The sequence below is a fragment of the Moorena producens 3L genome, from assembly GCF_000211815.1.
Lineage (GTDB): Bacteria > Cyanobacteriota > Cyanobacteriia > Cyanobacteriales > Coleofasciculaceae > Moorena > Moorena producens.
In genome coordinates, this window is record NZ_GL890874.1 from 124475 (window position 1) to 141985 (window position 17511).

16 protein-coding genes and 2 pseudogenes are annotated in these 17511 nt (G+C 43.5%); 5 read left to right on the forward strand and 13 right to left on the reverse strand.

Going from position 1 to position 17511, the window contains the following annotated elements:
• Nucleotides 1-30: 30 nt before the first annotated feature.
• The 5 genes from LYNGBM3L_RS12575 to LYNGBM3L_RS12600 all read right to left on the reverse strand — a co-directional run bounded on the left by LYNGBM3L_RS12575 (nucleotide 31) and on the right by LYNGBM3L_RS12600 (nucleotide 4916).
• Nucleotides 31-546 carry a diacylglycerol kinase gene (locus tag LYNGBM3L_RS12575; protein WP_008183348.1) on the reverse strand — a complete coding sequence of 172 codons (516 nt, stop codon included), beginning with the start codon at nucleotides 544-546 and terminating at the stop codon, nucleotides 31-33.
• A 98-nt stretch (nucleotides 547-644) separates the two neighbouring features.
• Nucleotides 645-1172: an rRNA maturation RNase YbeY gene (gene ybeY / locus LYNGBM3L_RS12580; protein WP_008183350.1), complete on the reverse strand. Its 528-nt coding sequence runs from the start codon at nucleotides 1170-1172 to the stop codon at nucleotides 645-647.
• Between the two features lie 187 nt (nucleotides 1173-1359).
• Nucleotides 1360-1575 (reverse strand): DUF3285 domain-containing protein, encoded by a 216-nt coding sequence (locus LYNGBM3L_RS12585; protein ID WP_008183353.1) that lies wholly within the window; start codon nucleotides 1573-1575, stop codon nucleotides 1360-1362.
• Nucleotides 1576-2023: 448 nt separating this feature from the next.
• A protein-coding gene (gene prfB / locus LYNGBM3L_RS12590; RefSeq protein ID WP_131826916.1) for a peptide chain release factor 2 occupies nucleotides 2024-3134 on the reverse strand; the annotation gives its coding sequence in 2 pieces (ribosomal slippage) (nucleotides 2024-3061 and nucleotides 3063-3134; 1110 coding nt in all).
• 1053 nt (nucleotides 3135-4187) lie between these two features.
• Nucleotides 4188-4916: a Bax inhibitor-1/YccA family protein gene (locus LYNGBM3L_RS12600; protein ID WP_008183362.1), complete on the reverse strand. Its 729-nt coding sequence runs from the start codon at nucleotides 4914-4916 to the stop codon at nucleotides 4188-4190.
• 475 nt (nucleotides 4917-5391) lie between these two features.
• On the opposite strand from LYNGBM3L_RS12600, the gene LYNGBM3L_RS12605 reads away from it, so the two are divergent.
• On the forward strand, nucleotides 5392-6174 hold the full coding sequence (locus tag LYNGBM3L_RS12605) for an RNA polymerase sigma factor SigF (RefSeq protein ID WP_008183364.1): 783 nt from the start codon (nucleotides 5392-5394) through the stop codon (nucleotides 6172-6174).
• A gap of 246 nt (nucleotides 6175-6420) precedes the next feature.
• Here the strand turns inward: LYNGBM3L_RS12605 and LYNGBM3L_RS12610 are convergent, their stop codons facing one another.
• Complete coding sequence (locus LYNGBM3L_RS12610; RefSeq protein ID WP_008183365.1) at nucleotides 6421-7896, reverse strand: CIA30 family protein; 1476 nt, start codon at nucleotides 7894-7896, stop codon at nucleotides 6421-6423.
• Between the two features lie 412 nt (nucleotides 7897-8308).
• On the opposite strand from LYNGBM3L_RS12610, the gene LYNGBM3L_RS12615 reads away from it, so the two are divergent.
• Nucleotides 8309-9496: a Fic family protein gene (locus tag LYNGBM3L_RS12615; protein WP_008183368.1), complete on the forward strand. Its 1188-nt coding sequence runs from the start codon at nucleotides 8309-8311 to the stop codon at nucleotides 9494-9496.
• 218 nt (nucleotides 9497-9714) lie between these two features.
• On the opposite strand, the gene LYNGBM3L_RS12620 is transcribed toward LYNGBM3L_RS12615, so the two are convergent.
• A complete protein-coding gene (locus LYNGBM3L_RS12620; RefSeq protein ID WP_008183371.1) occupies nucleotides 9715-11370 on the reverse strand; it encodes a hypothetical protein in 1656 nt (551 codons plus the stop codon).
• Between the two features lie 426 nt (nucleotides 11371-11796).
• On the opposite strand from LYNGBM3L_RS12620, the gene LYNGBM3L_RS12625 reads away from it, so the two are divergent.
• Entirely contained in the window at nucleotides 11797-12309 is a 513-nt protein-coding gene (locus LYNGBM3L_RS12625; RefSeq protein WP_008183374.1) for a glutaredoxin family protein, read from the forward strand.
• Nucleotides 12310-12521: 212 nt separating this feature from the next.
• Here LYNGBM3L_RS12625 and LYNGBM3L_RS12630 read toward each other — a convergent pair whose 3' ends face one another.
• The 4 genes and pseudogenes from LYNGBM3L_RS12630 to LYNGBM3L_RS12640 form a co-directional block, all read right to left on the reverse strand.
• Nucleotides 12522-13370, reverse strand: a complete 849-nt coding sequence (locus LYNGBM3L_RS12630) for a class I SAM-dependent methyltransferase (RefSeq protein WP_008183377.1) — start codon at nucleotides 13368-13370, stop codon at nucleotides 12522-12524.
• A gap of 52 nt (nucleotides 13371-13422) precedes the next feature.
• Entirely contained in the window at nucleotides 13423-13620 is a 198-nt protein-coding gene (locus LYNGBM3L_RS12635) for a hypothetical protein (RefSeq protein ID WP_008183380.1), read from the reverse strand.
• A gap of 219 nt (nucleotides 13621-13839) precedes the next feature.
• Nucleotides 13840-14019, reverse strand: a pseudogene (locus LYNGBM3L_RS36365) (Uma2 family endonuclease); the annotation flags it as partial.
• Nucleotides 14020-14115: 96 nt separating this feature from the next.
• On the reverse strand, nucleotides 14116-14295 hold the full coding sequence (locus LYNGBM3L_RS12640) for a hypothetical protein (protein ID WP_008183384.1): 180 nt from the start codon (nucleotides 14293-14295) through the stop codon (nucleotides 14116-14118).
• A 63-nt stretch (nucleotides 14296-14358) separates the two neighbouring features.
• On the opposite strand from LYNGBM3L_RS12640, the gene LYNGBM3L_RS12645 reads away from it, so the two are divergent.
• Entirely contained in the window at nucleotides 14359-15666 is a 1308-nt protein-coding gene (locus LYNGBM3L_RS12645; protein ID WP_071986867.1) for an RNA-guided endonuclease InsQ/TnpB family protein, read from the forward strand.
• A 33-nt stretch (nucleotides 15667-15699) separates the two neighbouring features.
• Here LYNGBM3L_RS12645 and LYNGBM3L_RS12650 read toward each other — a convergent pair.
• Nucleotides 15700-16047: pseudogene (locus tag LYNGBM3L_RS12650) on the reverse strand (Uma2 family endonuclease); the annotation flags it as partial.
• 63 nt (nucleotides 16048-16110) lie between these two features.
• Nucleotides 16111-16527, reverse strand: coding sequence for a helix-turn-helix domain-containing protein (locus LYNGBM3L_RS12655; RefSeq protein WP_008183392.1), 417 nt, complete (start codon nucleotides 16525-16527; stop codon nucleotides 16111-16113).
• 531 nt (nucleotides 16528-17058) lie between these two features.
• Here LYNGBM3L_RS12655 and LYNGBM3L_RS43385 point away from each other — a divergent pair.
• Entirely contained in the window at nucleotides 17059-17361 is a 303-nt protein-coding gene (locus LYNGBM3L_RS43385; protein ID WP_154659767.1) for a hypothetical protein, read from the forward strand.
• The last annotated feature ends 150 nt before the right edge of the window (nucleotides 17362-17511 follow it).

Consider the following 17511-nt stretch of genomic DNA (forward strand, 5'->3'; position numbering starts at 1 on the left):
AGTCGCATATCGTATAGTCTAATTGGGTATTTAGCCCAAAACTGACTCAATTCTACTGATTAGGGGTGGCAGTAGCAGGGAACCGGCTACAAAAATAGCAGTTATCGCTGAGATCAGCACTGCACCAGCGGCACAATCTTTAGCAATTTTAGCCAGTTCATGGTATGTCTGTTTAACAGTTAGATCTACGACCGATTCAATAGCTGTATTTAACATCTCCATGGCCATGACTAGCCCAGTGGTTAGTCCAATCACAGCCAGTTCTACCAGGGGTATTTTTAAAAAAATGCCCAAGGTAATCGCTAGAATTCCAATGGCTGTATGGATGCGGAAGTTACGTTGGGTGAGAAAGGCATAGCGAACCCCAGCCCAAGCATATTTGAAGCTAATCATTAATGTCGGAGCAATTCGCCAAGCCAAATCTCGGTTAGGTTTGACTTTGGAGTCAGAGTATTGGGGTACTGGTATAGATAGTTCTTGAGTCATCGGCAAGGTATTAGACACGAAAAACTGAGTTTGATAAGATTCCGCCTTTGGTAACACCATTTCTTGGTTCAGGGATAAGTCTTGGGTATACCTTGATCTTTCCCATATGGGGTAGGAGGATTAACCTTTAGGGATATACTGGAAAGCACAGCAGACTTCTAGGAATCATTAGAAAGACCTACGCTCTGAAGTAGAGTCTCCTGTTGATCCAGCATTCTCAGTAGACTTTCTTCATCCGGATGATCCCATCCTAGAAGGTGAAGTAAACCATGGGTTGCCAGCCAGGCTAGTTCCGTAGATACAGAATGCCCGTGCTGTTTAGCCTGTTGAACAGCAGTATCTACCGAAATCACGATATCACCCAAGTATAGAGGCACTGATAATTGCTTTTGGGGTGATAACTTAGGAGAGTTTACCTCTAAAGCTGCAAAAGCAAGTACATCTGTAGGCTGATTTTTTTTTCGGTACTGGGAATTAAGTGCCTGAATTTCACTATTGTCAGTAAGGCGAAGACTCAATTCGTAGCTGTTCGCCTCCGGTAAATCCGGTTCGAGGGCAACTAGCCATTGGTCAAACCAGCTTTCCCAAGTGTGGAGGGAAATTGGGCTGCTGGATTGGTTAGTAATGGTTTCAGCGGAATGGGAGCGATTAAAGAAACAATCCTGTACACTCAATTCAAACTTCACACTCAGCGTCTCCAAAAGGCTTGGCTACCAGTAGGGTAACCTACTCCGATGACCTAGCCGATTGGCTAGGTCATCGGCTTCGTTAATCCTGGGTCTAGGACTATGCTTACTGTTCCCTTGATTTTGCTCTCTCGAAGCATAGAGCCATCAACAAGAGTAAGTTTAAATCACTTAACAAACTCTTTAGTTAACGGGTTAGGTAGGCAAGACCCACCAGTAAGGCCAATAAACCAGAAACGGTGAGGAAAAAGTGTCTCAGAGATTTACCTCCCTTACGCACCATATTGCGCATGGCTAACTTGGTGTAACTAGGCTTAGGTTCACTTGAACCGCTATCGGCTGGGGCTGTAGTTGTATCCAGACCTTGTTCTGGCTGTTGGGTTTGTGAAGGTGGGTTGCTCATCGAACACAAGTACTCTACGTCAGAATTTCTTTGCTGATTTTAATCTAACAGCATACTTAACAATTTTTACCACGAATTACCCAGAAACTCTAGCTGTAGCCTGCTTTATCAATGCACCCTAAACCTAAGGCGAGTTTGTTGCCAAATTTTGCCTAATTCCTGCTTACTTGAAACTTGACCACTGACTATTTATCAGTAATAATCAACCAACTTTGACAATCACTAATAACCAATCATTAGTGATTAGTTAGTGTAAGCATTCAGCAGTCAGCTATCAGCTAATGCGCTACAGATGGTGCTACTTGAGGTGCTAGCAGGCGTTTTAACTGAACGGGGTCGGATGAGTAAAACGAGCAGGGATTTTCAAGCAGCCGTAGCAGCACCCCCCAGCTTGTTTATTACCGACCGTTGATTAGCTGACGGCTGACGGCTGATAGCTGACTGCTTACTAGTTAGTTAACTGATTTTCTTGACGCAGATACGCTTCAATGAATAAGTCAAGATTACCATCAAGGACATCATTAACTGCTGTGGTTTCCACACTAGTGCGCAGGTCTTTCACCATCTGGTAAGGATGAAACACATAATTTCGAATTTGGTTTCCCCAAGCCGCTTCCACCATGTCCCCCCGAATTTCGGCAATTTCTTGAGCTCGTTGCTCCTCAGCAATCACGAGCAACTTAGCTTTCAGCAGTACTAAGGCTTTTTCTTTGTTTTGCAATTGAGAACGCTCCTGAGTACAGCGCACAGCCAGGCCGGTAGGAATATGGACAATCCGCACTGCAGTTTCTACCTTATTGACGTTTTGCCCTCCCTTACCACCTGCACGGGAGGTGGTAATTTCTAAATCCTTCTCGGGGATTTCCAGCTCAACGGTATTATCCACCGCAGGCATCACTTCTACTCCAGCAAAACTAGTCTGTCGCTTACCGTTAGCATTAAACGGGGAAATCCTCACCAGTCGATGAGTACCTTTCTCGGCTTTCAGGTAACCATAGGCGCGGAGTCCGTCAATTTCCAGAGTGGCAGACTTAATCCCAGCTTCATCTCCTGGGGAAAGTTCGGCTAGGTGGACTTTATAACCATGGTTCTCTGCCCAACGGGTGTACATCCGCAGTAATAGGTCAGCCCAATCTTGGGCATCAGTTCCACCAGCCCCCGCATTGATGGTGAGGACAGCACCTTTAGCGTCGTAGGTACCAGATAACAGCTGTTCCAACTCCCAGCGATCCAGTTCTTTATTCAGCTGAGTCAAGTTGGTTTGAGCTTCTGCAAGCAGTGCGTCATCGGTTTCTAGTTCTAGCAACTCCAAGATCGCTTTAGTGTCTTCCAAACTGGATTGCCACTGTTTATAGCGTTGGAGGTTAGATTTTAGGTCGTTGAGATGTTGAAGGGTTTGCTGAGCCGAGTTTTGGTCATCCCAAAAATCTGGTTGAGCTGCCAGCTGCTCTAAATCTTGAATTTTGGCCTTCAGAGCAGCAATGTCAAAGATAGTCCTGGGTTTTACCCAGGCGCTCCGACAAGATTTCGACTGCCCGTTTCTGCTCTACGGTTTCCATAATGCTTCCATCCTTTACAACACCATTATAACTACACCATGTAAATACACCAGGTAATCTTCTTGATTTTAACTATACATTTCAACTATAGTATACTAGTATACCGAGAATTTTTATGATGCGATCGCCATCTCAAATACCCTGGTCAAATTCCAATTTGAAAACGTAATTGTAAATATTATACCGATATTTTAATCGATGTAATATCCATTTTTAATCACAAGTTTAAAACGTAATTATATAATGTATAATTACGTTTTAAACCTTTTTAAGGGCTATAATATAACGTTTTTTATAAGAGGATATCTGAAAAGTTGTTTGATACTGAATTTTGCCCCCCTAGCCCCCCTAGCGAGCAATCCCTCGCTTGGGGGGAACAAGAATCCATTTGCTGGTAAAAGTCCCCCAAGCGAGCAATCCCTCGCTTGGGGGACCAACGGGGGCTTTGATGTAGCAAATGATACTTCTCAGACAACCTCTAATTTTATTGAAATCGTTTATGAACAATTACAATATTATTTTATAGGGAACTCGATTTGATTTACTCCACTAATCACGCTTCATAATACACAACAACTTGCTTCTTTCCTAGAACAGATAGATTATCAATATTTACCATAAACTTTACCATAAATAGCCCTCACTTTGGGTATTGGGATTTCCTTAGGGATTCAGAGTTCAGCAACATTTAGGTATAGCAGAAGTCAGAAGTCAGAAGTCAGAAGTCAGAAGTCAAACTCTTGCGCTTCTTGATGCAATAGCGAGTGGGGGAAACCCCCAAGACCGCGCTGCATCGCTTACAAAGGGTGTGAGACTTTTGTCATGTCCTAACTGCCCTGGCGACTGCTATACTATCACAAAACCGCTTCAGAACAGGACTTGTCCCTATAGCTAGCTATAGGGGCACAAATCAAAGTACTGCCCATGATGCTGTATTTGAGGCTCTGTTGGGGTTTATGGCTCCTATATGACGTCTAGCACCACAGCTTGGAACTAGAAAAATCGGGGTACAGCATTGCCGTCCCCGATTGGGTTCTATCGTATTGCACTGTCTTAGTCGCGACCATTAAGGGCAATCAGCAGCCGCAAAATGAACACGAACAAGTTAATATAGGTCAAGTACATTGACAGGGCAGCAGGTAGATACTGGTCATCACGATAGGCGCGAGGCAGCACGAAGAAATCCACTACAGCCGCACCCGCAAAAATAACCACACCGATGCCAGAGATAGCAATTTCTAGAAAGCTGGGTGTGTATACACCAAAGAAGGATAAAACTAGCTGAGCCACCAAGACCACCAGCAAGGCAATCATACCCATCTGGACGGTTTTGGCTAAAGCAAAGCCATCTTCGTCTGAGAGATTAGAACCAATTTGACGGCCAGCCATAAAGGCTACACCACAGCCAAAGGCAGCAATGGCAATGCCTTGCATGCCCACACCCCCTGTTCCGAGGGCAACGAATATTAAGCCACTGAGGGTGTAGCCGGACAAGAGACTGTAACTAGCTAGAAGAGGCAAAGCTACACTGTTGTTTCCGTTCTCAGCCACACCACGGGCAACGAAGAAAAGAATAAATTCGGCAATTAAGGCAGGCAAGAAGGTGGTCATAAATAGCCCTGGGTTGCTTGAAATCACCCCCAGACCACCATAGACACCTAGGGCAGTTAAGACTAATCCACCACCCAGGAAGGGCAGAGCATTAGCAATAACATTCGGACCAACTAGGGCTCGACCTTGAGATTCACGAATTGCTTGACGAAAGTTACTAGTGCTACTCATGAGATTTTAGTCAAGAATTTTCCTGATCAAGTATCAGCATTGATTTATAACTACTTCTATTTTGAACCATATCCGCAATCTTGTGGCAGGAGGGAAAACCGACTGCTAGTACTCCGTCCAAATTGACTTGAGGGGTAAACTCTACTTTTTCGGAATACCTAATACTTAACACCTAATACCTAACACCTAATACCAAAACTAAATTGACAGAATACTAGTTATCCTCTTTGCTAGTTGCCACTTCCGGCTAATTAGGTTAGATATTATACCACATTTAAGACGGTATAGCGATTTCTCACTATCTTCGGGTTCCAATCTGCGTGATTGTACAGAGAAAACAAAAACGGTAATTTGTTTTTTCCGTGAAAGGACGATGGTTCTAAAGGGGAATCTCTAATGACAATGAGTTGAAGATTAATTGCTTAGGCTAAGCCTCGTGTCGTAAATAGGTTTCCACTTCTGGGATATTTTGAGAATGGCTATTGGGTCTGTTGGTTTTCAAGGAATGGAACTTCTGATTGCGTACTACCGAAATCCATCAATTCAACTTCGCAATCAGATAGTAAGATTAAATGCTGGGTTAGTGAGGAAGATTGCTCATATAGTCAGCCAGAAGTGTGCTGAACCTTATGAAGACCTCGAGCAAATGGGTTACATCGGCTTGATTCGTGCTATTGAGCGGTTCGACCCCCATCAAGGTTGTGCATTCAGTTCCTTGGCAGTACCTTACATTCGCGGTGAGATGCTACACTTCTTGCGCGATAGGGGTTCTCTGGTCAAGATTCCTCGCCGATGGCAGGAACTCCAGCAGGCAGGGAAAAGAGTCAGCAAAAAGTTAGCAACTAACTTGGGACGCTTCCCCAGAGATGAAGAAATTGCTAAGGCTTTGGATGTATCACTGCAAGAGTGGCAGGAAAGTAAATTGGCAGTTCAAAATCGTTTGCCTTTAAGTTTGGATGCCACGGTTTCTCAGAAGGTCGATCAACCCATGACTTTAGGAGAGACTCTACCGGATTACTATGAAGAGAATTTACACTATTGGGAAGAAGACCGACAACAGCTCCAGGGTGCCTTGAGTCAGCTAGAAGATAAAACTCAGGCAGCTATAGAGTTTGTTTTCTTACGAGAACTCCCCCGCAAAGAGGCAGCCAAACGAATTGGAGTCAGTCCGATGACAGTGACGCGACATGTCAAAAGAGGAATCCAAGAGTTGGTTACCCTGATGAAATCTCAAGCATCGGAGCGTCTGGCAAGTTAGGAAGAATGAAGAATGAAGAATGAAGAATGAAGAATGAAGAATGAAGAATGAAGAATGAAGAATGAAGAATGAAGAATTAGGAATGAAGAATGAGGAATTAAGAAGGAATAATTAAGAATGAGTAATTAAGAAGGAATAATTAAGAATGAAGAAATTCTAAATTCTAAATTCTTAATTCTTAATTCTTAATTATAATTGCCTTTTTTTGCAAGAAGTGTGTTTACAACCTAGATACAAACCCTATACTTAATTGCTGTCCGTATTGATATCGCAAAAGAGAGTTTGCCAGTCTCGCAAACCATCACTTGCCTCTTTGACTTCAAAGGTGACATTACAAGCCTTGGGTTGCTCTAGTACCTGAATACAAAGTTCAGCAATATCTTCCCGACTTACTTTACCTCGGATATTGTCTCCTTGAGCAAACACTAAGGCTTGACCTCCCGGTTCTTCTGTCAAAGCACAAGGTCTGATGATGGTATAGGAAACGCCACTGTCGCGAACTGCGTCTTCTCCCCGGAGTTTCCAGGTTAGAATTCCCCCCAGTTGATCATTCATTCGTACCGCTGGTGGTTCTTCCTCTAGGTTAATTCCTGGACGACCTGGACGAGTCACCCCGGCTGAGCTAATCATAATGAATTGGGGCTTGGTGATCCCCCCATAGGCTTTAATAGTTTCGAGCTGTAGGACAAAGGAACCTGGAGCAAAGTTTGGGTTCAGTGCGCCATCATATTCAAATTTACTCAGCATTAGCTGTATGGCAAAGATGCGACTGGGGTTGAAGGGAGCAGCATCTTTCAAGGTTTTGGCTCGAAATACCGGAATCAAATCAGCAAAGGGAATAGAAACGTTTATCCACTGATCTTTCTGGGTGTCAAAGGAATAGCAGTAGGCAATGCCATCCCATTTCGATTCATTACGCAATATAAATTTATAGCGTTGACCATCCCCTTTAACTCGCAGTTCTAGTCCTTGGTACTCAGCTAAGTTGAGGGGAGTTGGGAGATTGCGGGTGCGTACTGACACAAAGCCGCCAGAATTTGCTGTTGAGACATTGCCGGTAAACAGGGCAGCCTTGTCGATCAGGCGGATTGAACTCTCGCTGACACCACCCATGACTACATCATCCACAGCACCCCAGGTTTCTTGTAAGTCATCGGAAGGGTTTTGGAAGTCAAATAGGAGTTGTTTCCCTGGTTCGAGATACTCTGCTGCGGCTTGTACTAAGTTCTTGATACCCTGATACTCCAATAGTTCCGGGCTATCGACCACTTCTGGCCTATAGAACTTGATGCCCTGATCGTATTTTTCCCGGTTCGGGGTGTCTCCTTCTACCGGTTGCATCCGCGCTCCTGTACAACACACTATAGCAGTAATGTTCTTGTACAGTGCTGGGGTCAAGGTGTCTGGAATAGTGATATCTGCCTCGAATAGTTCCAGGTTATTGCCAAGGATTTCCCTAGCTTTCTGGGCATTTCTAACTAGGGCACGTACGGGATAATTACGCTCAACCAGACAGCGCACCACTCGCTTGCCTACACCGCCAGTTGCCCCAGCTACCAGTATTACTCCCATATCTTTTCCTCTACCCTGGCTCGATTGTTGATTATTGGCACGACCTGTGAATAATCGCTGTAGGCAGCTCAGGAAAGGAATAACCTCAAAGTAGCTTAGGGTTTTTATGAATCTGCCAGCATCCCATGGGGAGCGATTGTTTTGGGTCATAATCGCCTCAAGTGCATTTTTTCTTCAGTTTATCGAAACCTGAGTTACCCTGAAGGTTACCTTTATAGCAGAAGTCAGAAGTCAGAAGTCAGAAGTCAGAAGTCAAACTCTTGCGCTTCTTGATGCAATAGCGAGTGGGGGAAACCCCCAAGACCGCTTAGGTGCGCTTTCCGTTGGCGAATTAAATTCGCCACGGGTCGCACCTCTGCATCGCTTACAAAGGGTGTGAGACTTTTGTCATGTCCTAACTGCCCTGGCGACTGCTATAGGATAGTAATGGATCCTTTCAGTTGATTTTTTCGAGTTGGTAATTATATCATATAAATTTTCATTTATAGGCTTATTAACGAAAGAGATGGCTTTTCGTTAATATAGAGCTGGAAAATATTCAGTATTAACGACAGCGATAATAATGGTTAGTGCTACTAGAGCAGGTCAGTATGTGGATCAGCTTAGTGGATATAAAGCTTTCATACCGAATCCGTTGCCGCCTGTGCCTGACATCATTATCGATGACGAGATGTGGCAGCTTCTATCTCAGGCGGATCGTGCACTCGGTAGGCTAGATGGATCAACAGATGCTCTGCCTAACCCTGACCTATTTGTGTTTATGTATGTTCGCAAAGAAGCGGTTTTGTCGAGTCAGATTGAAGGAACGCAGGCATCTTTGATAGATGTTCTGGAATTTGAATCCCAAACACTCGAACCAGATAATCCTCAAGAAGTGGCTGAGGTGGTTAACTATATCGCTGCTATTAACCACGGTCTTGAGCGCTTGAAGGATTTACCTGTGTGTTTGCGCCTGATTCGGGAAATACACCAGAAGTTAATGCAAGGAGTGCGAGGTTCTGAGCGAGATCCAGGTGAGTTTCGTAGTAGCCAGAATTGGATTGGTCCGGAAGGATGTTCCCTCAAAGACGCTACTTACGTTCCACCTCCACCCCATGAAATGAAACAAGCTCTAGATAATCTAGAAAAGTTTTTGCATGATTCAAAACCAATTCCCGCTTTGCTAAAAATTGGATTGGCTCATGCTCAGTTCGAGACAGTTCACCCTTTTCTTGACGGCAATGGCAGAACAGGGCGTCTACTAATTACATTTCTTCTATGTGAGCAGAATATACTGAAGCGCCCGCTTTTATATATTTCTTACTATTTCAAGAAATATCGCTCTGAATACTATGACCGACTTCAAGCTGTCAGAGATAGTGGCAATTGGGAAGGTTGGCTAAAGTTCTTTCTGCGTGGTGTTTACGAAGTCGCTCAGGAAGCGTCCGCTACTGCCCGCAACATAGTAACCATGAAGGAAGAACATCATCAACTACTGGTCAATAAGATGGGGAAGCGAACCGGAAACGCTATAATCGTGCTGGATAACCTTTATTTTAGGCCAATTATCACTGTTGAACAGGTTCAAAAAATTATTCAACTCAAATACCCTAATGCCAACAAATTAGTTAATGATCTGTGTGATGTTGGTATTTTACAAGAAATTACTGGGCAAAAACGTAATCGCGTTTTTGCCTACGCTCCATACTTGGAATTGCTGAATCAAGGAACTAATATGAGTGGGGTGGACATCCTGAGCGCCCGAAAATGATCTCAAATCTGCAATTGGATAAATTGGTAAATTATTCCCCTTTAAATTAATCACTAGTTGAAATTAGTTTGTAAAATCGGGAATAGGAAACTACCTATTCCCATATCATCGATATGTTAACTAGTTAACCGGATAATTTAGAATTTATTCATTCTGCATTCTGCATTCTGCATTCTTCATTCTTCATTCTTCATTCTTCATTCTAAATTCTTCATTCTTCAATTCCCCTTTCTTAGTAAGCGCTGGAAAATTTGCAAGTTCTGATCGAGCCAATCCAGCCATTTCAGACTACTCGATAAAGATTTCGGTGGATCGGAAATCAAGGTATCTAGAGCAATCAGGCGTTGGAAATTGATCTTGACTGGATCATGACGCTCTGTGCGACCGTCTTTGCCATAAAACTTGACACCAGCTTGTTGCTGCATAAGAGTGATCAATTCTTGAGCAACGATACCGTAGCCAATGGTAGTGGGATGAATGCCATCTAGGGTGAAGAAACCACCGCTGGTGCGACCGGTGGCATCGGATCTAAAAAAGCGAGTATCTGGTACTGGTGAAAGAGCTTCGAGTTCCGGTGCCAGCTGATAGGGAGTCCACCAATCTGGTCTGCAGTCGGAGTCTTCAATATAACGTCGATAAGCTAAGCCATCCAGTAATCCTCCTAATTCAAATAAATACCAATCTCGACCTTCTTTTCGAGCTTGACGTACAGCATCAGCAATATAGTCGTTGTACTGGTCAATGACGCTATCAATGGCTCGGGCTTGTTGTGCGGTAATGTGCGGGTCACGGTTAGGATCGAAATCTTCGTCACTAATCCAAGGACGGGTGTAGTAGGGGAAGTAGCGCGAGCCAGTAGCGATCTTATCTCCTACTCCACGACCAATGGGGGCAATGGTGACATGGGGAACTGTAGCCCAAATCACATGGCGAGCTTGGATTTGCTTGACTTGGTCAACTACTTGATCCAATTCAGCTTTGAAATCTTCCGGACACCAGACCGTAGGTCGCTGATTGGGCTGTGGTGAATTTGAATCGCGATCGCAACTCCATCTGACCTGCAGTTGACCAACGGTGCCCATGGCATTATTCGCCCCAATCATGATCATCAGGGTTTCAATACCATCTCCCTGACCGTTTTCTAGACTTCCTTCTTGCCCTAGTGCCACGGCAGCTTGCACTGGGGTAAGTGCTTTACCTTGTGAATCCCGTGCGGAGTCCAAAACCCTCAATGCCGCATGTTCGTTAGCATTCTCAACGATTTGCCGCAATAGATCATCCGTTGGTGCCTCGATTGCCTTTCTGAGAGTATCTGCGTCGTGAGAGATAATGTCTTTAAGATTCCACCCATAAATAGCGAGATTGTGGTTAATCCCTTTGTGCATAGCAACAGTAGAGCCAACGCCCCCTTGCCAACCAGGACCCCGTTCCCAATAATCTTCTATGTCGTCCATAAATTCGCGGATTGAAAACAGAGCCGGTCCTAATTCCCACCACTGTATCTGGTCACCAAACTGTCGCTCTAAGTGCCGAACTAAATACTCCAGATTCAGGGGCAATCCACCGAATTTGCCATATTGGGTTGGACGACGCAGGTGTTCTTCCCAACCCATTTCTTGAGCAATCATTATGGGATAGGAGCGCTCAGTGTTAAAAATTGCTCCATTCTGGAAGCCATGGCTTAGGGAATCACCAATGGTGACCAGTCGATGTCGGGGAGTGCCTGGCTTTTGGTTGACTTCAATACTTAATTCCGGACGGATACCCAGAGTAGGGTCTGTTTCCGGTGGACGCCCTTGAGGTTGGATAACATCCTTGACTTGATCTGGAGCGTCAAAATCGAGCATGTCTTTGGTAAGCAAACGTTTGACCATAGTTGCCTGTTTATGAAAAAGAGTGATGATTAGTTATTAGATAATTCACTGATGCTGAGGTTAATTCCAGAAAAGTAAGCATTCAGCTTAAGCGCTATAGCAATCCTAAATCATTTGTAACATCACTGCACTTCTGAAAAACTAGCTCCAACTCCGGTATCATCTGCCTTCTGCCATTCCCCTCCTGAGAGGGGTTAGGGGTGGGTGCCTTCTGCCTTAAAGCAGTCCATTTCTTTCACGAATCAGATAGGATTGCTATATGGCGATGCTATGCTTGCCAGCTAATGGGCTGGGAGCCTGGTAAGCAAAGAAAGTAGAGAGGTTAGATCCCATTAATCAAGATTTGGTAGTTTCCGACAAGATCAGGTTAAAACGGTAAAGAAGTGATTAATTCCCTGGATAATTCCAATATATCCCCTACAAACTATGAACGCCAAACCTAGCATTAAACTCCCATGGATATTTATTCGTAGTTTAAATAAGACTGTCTGGGTGATTTCTAGTCTTGTCCTACTGACAGTAGCTGCGGAATCCTCTTTAGGAGAACCCTCACCCTCTACCCCTACAAAAGTAACCCTAGAATCCCCTGCTCCTGAACTCCCAGTTACCCCTTCAGCCACCTCTTTATCTGGTCATTTGAACAAAATTGGTGCTAAAATGTATGGGGCTTACTGGTGTCCCTATTGTACAAAGCAGAAGCAAATGTTTGGTGAGGCATTTAAGCAGATCAATTATATTGAATGTGACCCAAGGGCTGAAACCTCCCAAACTGACTTATGCATTGAAGCGAAGATCAAAGGCTTTCCAACCTGGGAAATTAATGGTCGGTTTTATCCTGGTATGCTGTCGTTAGAGCAATTGGCTAAATTTTCAGGCTACTCAGCAGAAGATGCTACAGAATCAATGCCAGTGGTGGAGGAAGAACAAAAAGAAAAATAAATAATAGCAATAGTGCAACGTTTAACCTTTAAAAACCTAAGGTAAGCAGTCAGCAGTCAGTAGTCAGCAGTCAGCTTATTTTATTCACAAGCTGTTCGGATCTCAAGTAGCCGCCCCATTGGCACCTCAAGTAGCGTGGCCAAAGGCCAATAGCCACTCAAGTAGCCGCCCCATTAGCTGATAGCTGATAGCTGATAGCTTAGATTTAGGGATTATTTGGTAATAGAAAATGTTATCGATTTCCTGGCAACAACAAAAAACGTTGTAATATCTATCCAAATGCCTTGTGCTGTGGCTAATTGCTCAACGGCTGCAAAGAATTCAGTTTTCAATTGCGCTAATTTCTCTGGAGAAAGCTGGAAAACTTCCGCACCAAAGGCACTCTTTGAGTTTCCCCGCCAAGAGTTTGCTGCTACTATTTGAGTATCACTGCTGTAGTAACCCAATTGGTCGGTTTTGACGTTGATGTCTTGAAAACCTGCTTCGGTGAGTAGCTGGTGACATTTCTCGGGACTACCAAGGGGTCCATTGGGATTAGGAATTACAATGCCATAGTCTGCTGCTTTTTCTCGAAACAGACCCCCTGTAGGAAAGGCGTTTGCTGCAAAACAGGAAAATCCGACTAATCCTCCTGGTTTTACGAAGCGATACCACTGCCGTAACGCAGCAGGGATATCTGTTAAGTATACAATGGCTGAAGAACATAGAATCCTATCGAAACTATTATCTGGGAAGTTGATAGTTTCTGCATCTGCTTCTATAAATTTGATGTTGTTGAGACCTTCGGCTTTAACTTTTTGTTGGGCTAAATTGAGCATGCCTGAGGAAATATCTACACCGACAACAGCTCCAGAAGCACCGACAACTTTGGCAGCTAGAATTGCTACTAAACCTGTGCCGGTAGCGATATCTAGAATTCGTTGTCCAGTTTGCAGGTGGGATAGTTCTACTAGACCCTTGGCTAGCCGAGGGTGAAAGCTTCCTTGATCATAGTTTGGTCTGGTGTTAAAGTCAGCTTTGACGTTTTTCTTGAACTCATTTATATTTATCTGGTGTTTCATGGTTGGTGGAGATGGAAAATCTGATCACTAGAAAATATGATAACTAGCTTGACTAGGATGAAGGAGGCTTAATTACTTCAAAGTCTGACTCATCTAGAGATAATATAAATGCTTGATCATTCTGCTCAAAGGGATTTTCCTCTAATCTGACTATCCAACGACCGGATTCTTCCTGTGCTTCAATACGACCCGAAAGACCTGCAACATAATCAGGATAAATCACTCGAACTAAGGTTCCTACTTTGAGCATCTGAATTACTATCTATACTCCCAATGTCCACCTGATTTTACCTTTAATTAACCAAATCTTAAATTCATATTGTTACAATACCGATTTAGGTTATTCAAAATTAGCTCACTATTTTCCCCCAAGCCAGTCAGGAGGCTTGATCCTCACCGGGGAAGAGTGTGGATAGTGTGGATGGTATGGATGGTGTGGGAGGTGTGGTGGTAGAGGAAACAAAGCCGATTAAGCGATCGCTTGAAAAACCTGATCACCATTTAACCTTAATTCTGGAAAGGTTGGCGATAGGATACGGTTCGCTCCTCGGAACTGATTAACGTGATATTCGCCATCTATCAATTGGTAGACCGATAAAGTAGGTTGTTTAGGATTACCGATAAATCGCCTACCGCCTAAACAGAGAAACATCGAGCGAGAGTTAGCCACTTAATTTATTGAGTGGCCTGCGTTCGCGTAGCGTGGCTATAGGCCAGCGCGCCGGGATAAATCCCGGCTATCGCGTTATGGAAGCTGTTTTGTTCTCCCTAAGGTTTCTAGAAATTCAGAAAGGCTTAAACCAGAATCTTTAGCCATCTCCTTTAATCCATTCCAGGCCGTTTCTGTAGTCATGACACTATAGGATTTCTTTCGTACACCATGCAAACTCGGTCTTCCAACTTTTTTCTTAGTTTCTTCTGGCATTTGCTTGACACCTTAATTATCAGGGTATATAATTATATTAACACAGCAAAAGGTCGATGCAATATGTACGGTTGTCAACAACATTTAATAAGCACGACATCTGAAAACCAAGCGGTTATAGAATTTATCTGCTCAGAGGCTAACAAATTAACAAATTGCGGAATATATTATTGCCGTCAAATGTTGTTCAAGGCTGGCAAATATCTCAATAACGCAGAATTGGACAAAATCATGAAAAGTAATGTCCACTTCAAAGCGATGAGATCAGCCTGTGCTCAACAGACATTGCATGGAGTTATTGAGTCTTTCAAGTCTTACAAAGCCCTCAAGAAGTTGTATAACAAAGGGCAGTTGGCAGATCAACCTAGAGTCCCAAAGTACCGCAAAAAGGGAGGTCTGGCAGTAGTAAGTTATCCCGCTCGGTGGGTAAAGCTAGTAAAAGGCCAGCTTAAGTTTACTTTAGGTAAGCAGATTAAGGTCTGGTTTGGTATTGATCACTTCTTACTACCAATGCCATCTAATATAGATCATAAGTCAATTAAAGAATATCGTTTTGTCCCTAGGAATGGCTGTTTTTATTTAGAGTTTGTATATGAAAGGCCAAATCCTGAACCAGTGACGCCAACAAATAAGGTCTTAGGTATCGATCCAGGTCTCAACAACTGGTTAACCTGTGTCTCTAATGTGGGGAATTCTTTTATTATAGATGGCAAAAAAGTCAAATCTCAGAATCAGTGGTACAACAAGCGTGTAGCTAGGATCAAAAAAGGAAAGTCTCAAGATTATTGGGATAATCAATTAGCCTCTTTGACCGAAAAGCGCAACCGACAAATGCGCGACAACGTGAACAAGGTCGCTAGATTTATTATTAATTGGTGTCAAAGAAACCAAGTCACCACAGTGGTGTTTGGTTGGAACAAGAGAAATAAAGACAGCATAAATATTGGCAAAAAGAGCAATCAGCAGTTCGTACAGATACCTGCCGCTAAATTAAAAAATCGAATTGAGCAATTGTGCATCGAATATGGCATTAAGTTTGTTGAAACCGAAGAAAGTTACACCAGTAAAGCTAGCTTTTTAGATCGTGATTTCCTACCTGTGCTCGGCGCGAAACCTGAGGGGTGGGCAGCAAGCGGAAAGAGAGTAAAGCGTGGACAATACCTGTCTGCAAAAGGTGAATTAATTAACGCAGATTGCAACGGAGCTTGCAATATTTTAAGAAAAGTAGCGACACAGCTAGGGATCTCCCTAGCCGAGGTCGGTAGAGCAGACTTGAACCTGCCACAACGATATAGATTAGACTCACTATCTAGATCCTATCGTGAAGCTTCACGGAGCGTGGTTTCAACCCGCAAAGTGACATCTGCTTAGAATCTACGTTTTTCAAAGCGTAGAGAGTTCAACTAAATAATCAACAATCCAATATTCAGCAATTCCGAAAGATTCGTATTCTTCCAGTTTCAAAGCGTAATCGTCGCTCCAGTTTGTTGAAACCACTTCTACAACTAAACGAACAGAAGACCCCCGTGTGATAATGGATTCTTTTTCCCACCGTGGTTCGTTATCAGTAACCCTTTGCTTGTCTAAAACGATGACATCTGGTTCATACCCAGACTCTGTTTGTGGTTTGATCACGCATTCTTTAGGAATAAAGTAAGGCAATTGACAGCGCCGAATTTCTAAAAATAGTTCACCTCCTATAAATCCGGCTACCTTTGAATGCATTCCCATTGCTTTAAGCCTCTCGACCATGCTTAACTAATCGCTATTCCCTATCCCAGGGCATAGCGCTATCACTAATAGTTTAGACCTGGCTCAGCTAACCTTAAAATCAGAAATAGTCTCAATCCATACCCGTGCTCCACAATTTAGGGGATCATCTGGGCGATACATCACCCGACAAGGGCCATTCACTTCGACCGTATGACCATAAATATTTTTAGCGCCGCGTTTTACGGTAATCACGGGATTGCGATCGCCACTGTTGTGATTTTGGCGAATCACTTTCTGATTAACGTGGATCACAGCTTTAGTGTACTGTGTAAGCTTTGACCAATTCCGCTTCGGTCCACGAGTACCAGGGGTGACCACTGGCATACCGTCAAATAAGGGAATCACCCAAGTTCTACCCACTTTATAAGCTCCTTTGACTCTGCCCTTGCTCAACAGGAAACGGACGCGAGTGGCAGAGACACCTAGTAATTTAGCAGCTTGTGCGGTAGAAATCATCATGGCCGAAAAACCATTGCTTTAACGATATTGTTATTTTAACAGGATTTTTGAAAAGATGCAAAGGGTTATGGGGGTTTAACACGTTGTAAGGGTGGAAGTTTAGAAAAACTATTGCATTACTGCTAGGGGTGATGTGGGTGATGTGGATGGTTTTAAAAAACTATTGCACTGTCGCAATTAAGTTTTAAGTCTTGATTAGTGCTGTTGAGTTTTTTAGTAAGTTTGAAGTACATCTAAATATTCTTCCCTGTTCTCTGTTCCCTGTTCCCTGTTCCCTGTTCCCTGCTAACTGATAGCTGATAGCTGACAGCTGACAGCTGACAGCTGATAGCTAAATACTTAAAAAAAATTCGGTCAAGTCCTGGTTAATTCCAATGCTTGACCGAATGATTTTTTGTAATAGTCAAGAGCCCTATGATCCTTGACTATATGTTCACCAAATCAACAACATACCAACTTAGGTTTAATACTTTAGACTTCGTACTTTCTCCTGAGTTTTGACCTGTCGCCAGCGATGCAGAGGTGCGACCCGTGGCGAATTTAATTCGCCAACGGAAAGCGCACCTAAGCGGTCTTGGGGGTTTCCCCCATGAGCGACTGCATCAAGAGAGGGATTGGCATCCCTGGCAATTTGCTATCTTAATCTACCAACAGATATCGAATCAATATACTGATCACCTCACCAGGATTTCCGGTAGGTTGAGGAGTGCTCCACTCATGAACTTGTGCGTAGCCACGGCTATAAAGATTATAGATTGTGACCCGCACGGTTTTGGGAGAACCGATCAATATATGTTTGATTTGCTCCCGTCCTGGCTGCCCTTGGCCAGATAATTCCGGGAAACTAGGATTGTTGGGATTATACTCAAAATTTGGGAGAAAGTTTTCGATGTCCATAATTAAAGTTGTTGTTGTATTGTTTAACAACTTTATCTTATAAACTATTATTGGCATTGTCAAGTAATTAAAAAATTTTTTTTTGAA

What these genes read in the sequence shown, in the direction of transcription:
- LYNGBM3L_RS12600 (WP_008183362.1), bottom strand. Translation starts at nt 4,916, where the DNA reads ATGAGTAGCACTAGTAACTTTCGTCAAGCAATTCGTGAATCTCAAGGT.
- LYNGBM3L_RS12635 (WP_008183380.1), bottom strand. Translation starts at nt 13,620, where the DNA reads ATGCTCAAAGTAGGAACCTTAGTTCGAGTGATTTATCCTGATTATGTT.
- LYNGBM3L_RS12645 (WP_071986867.1), top strand. Translation starts at nt 14,359, where the DNA reads ATGTACGGTTGTCAACAACATTTAATAAGCACGACATCTGAAAACCAA.
- LYNGBM3L_RS12605 (WP_008183364.1), top strand. Translation starts at nt 5,392, where the DNA reads ATGGCTATTGGGTCTGTTGGTTTTCAAGGAATGGAACTTCTGATTGCG.
- LYNGBM3L_RS12655 (WP_008183392.1), bottom strand. Translation starts at nt 16,527, where the DNA reads ATGATGATTTCTACCGCACAAGCTGCTAAATTACTAGGTGTCTCTGCC.
- LYNGBM3L_RS12575 (WP_008183348.1), bottom strand. Translation starts at nt 546, where the DNA reads ATGGTGTTACCAAAGGCGGAATCTTATCAAACTCAGTTTTTCGTGTCT.
- LYNGBM3L_RS12630 (WP_008183377.1), bottom strand. Translation starts at nt 13,370, where the DNA reads ATGAAACACCAGATAAATATAAATGAGTTCAAGAAAAACGTCAAAGCT.
- LYNGBM3L_RS12620 (WP_008183371.1), bottom strand. Translation starts at nt 11,370, where the DNA reads ATGGTCAAACGTTTGCTTACCAAAGACATGCTCGATTTTGACGCTCCA.
- LYNGBM3L_RS12625 (WP_008183374.1), top strand. Translation starts at nt 11,797, where the DNA reads ATGAACGCCAAACCTAGCATTAAACTCCCATGGATATTTATTCGTAGT.
- LYNGBM3L_RS12610 (WP_008183365.1), bottom strand. Translation starts at nt 7,896, where the DNA reads ATGACCCAAAACAATCGCTCCCCATGGGATGCTGGCAGATTCATAAAA.
- LYNGBM3L_RS12585 (WP_008183353.1), bottom strand. Translation starts at nt 1,575, where the DNA reads ATGAGCAACCCACCTTCACAAACCCAACAGCCAGAACAAGGTCTGGAT.
- LYNGBM3L_RS12615 (WP_008183368.1), top strand. Translation starts at nt 8,309, where the DNA reads ATGGTTAGTGCTACTAGAGCAGGTCAGTATGTGGATCAGCTTAGTGGA.
- LYNGBM3L_RS12640 (WP_008183384.1), bottom strand. Translation starts at nt 14,295, where the DNA reads ATGCCAGAAGAAACTAAGAAAAAAGTTGGAAGACCGAGTTTGCATGGT.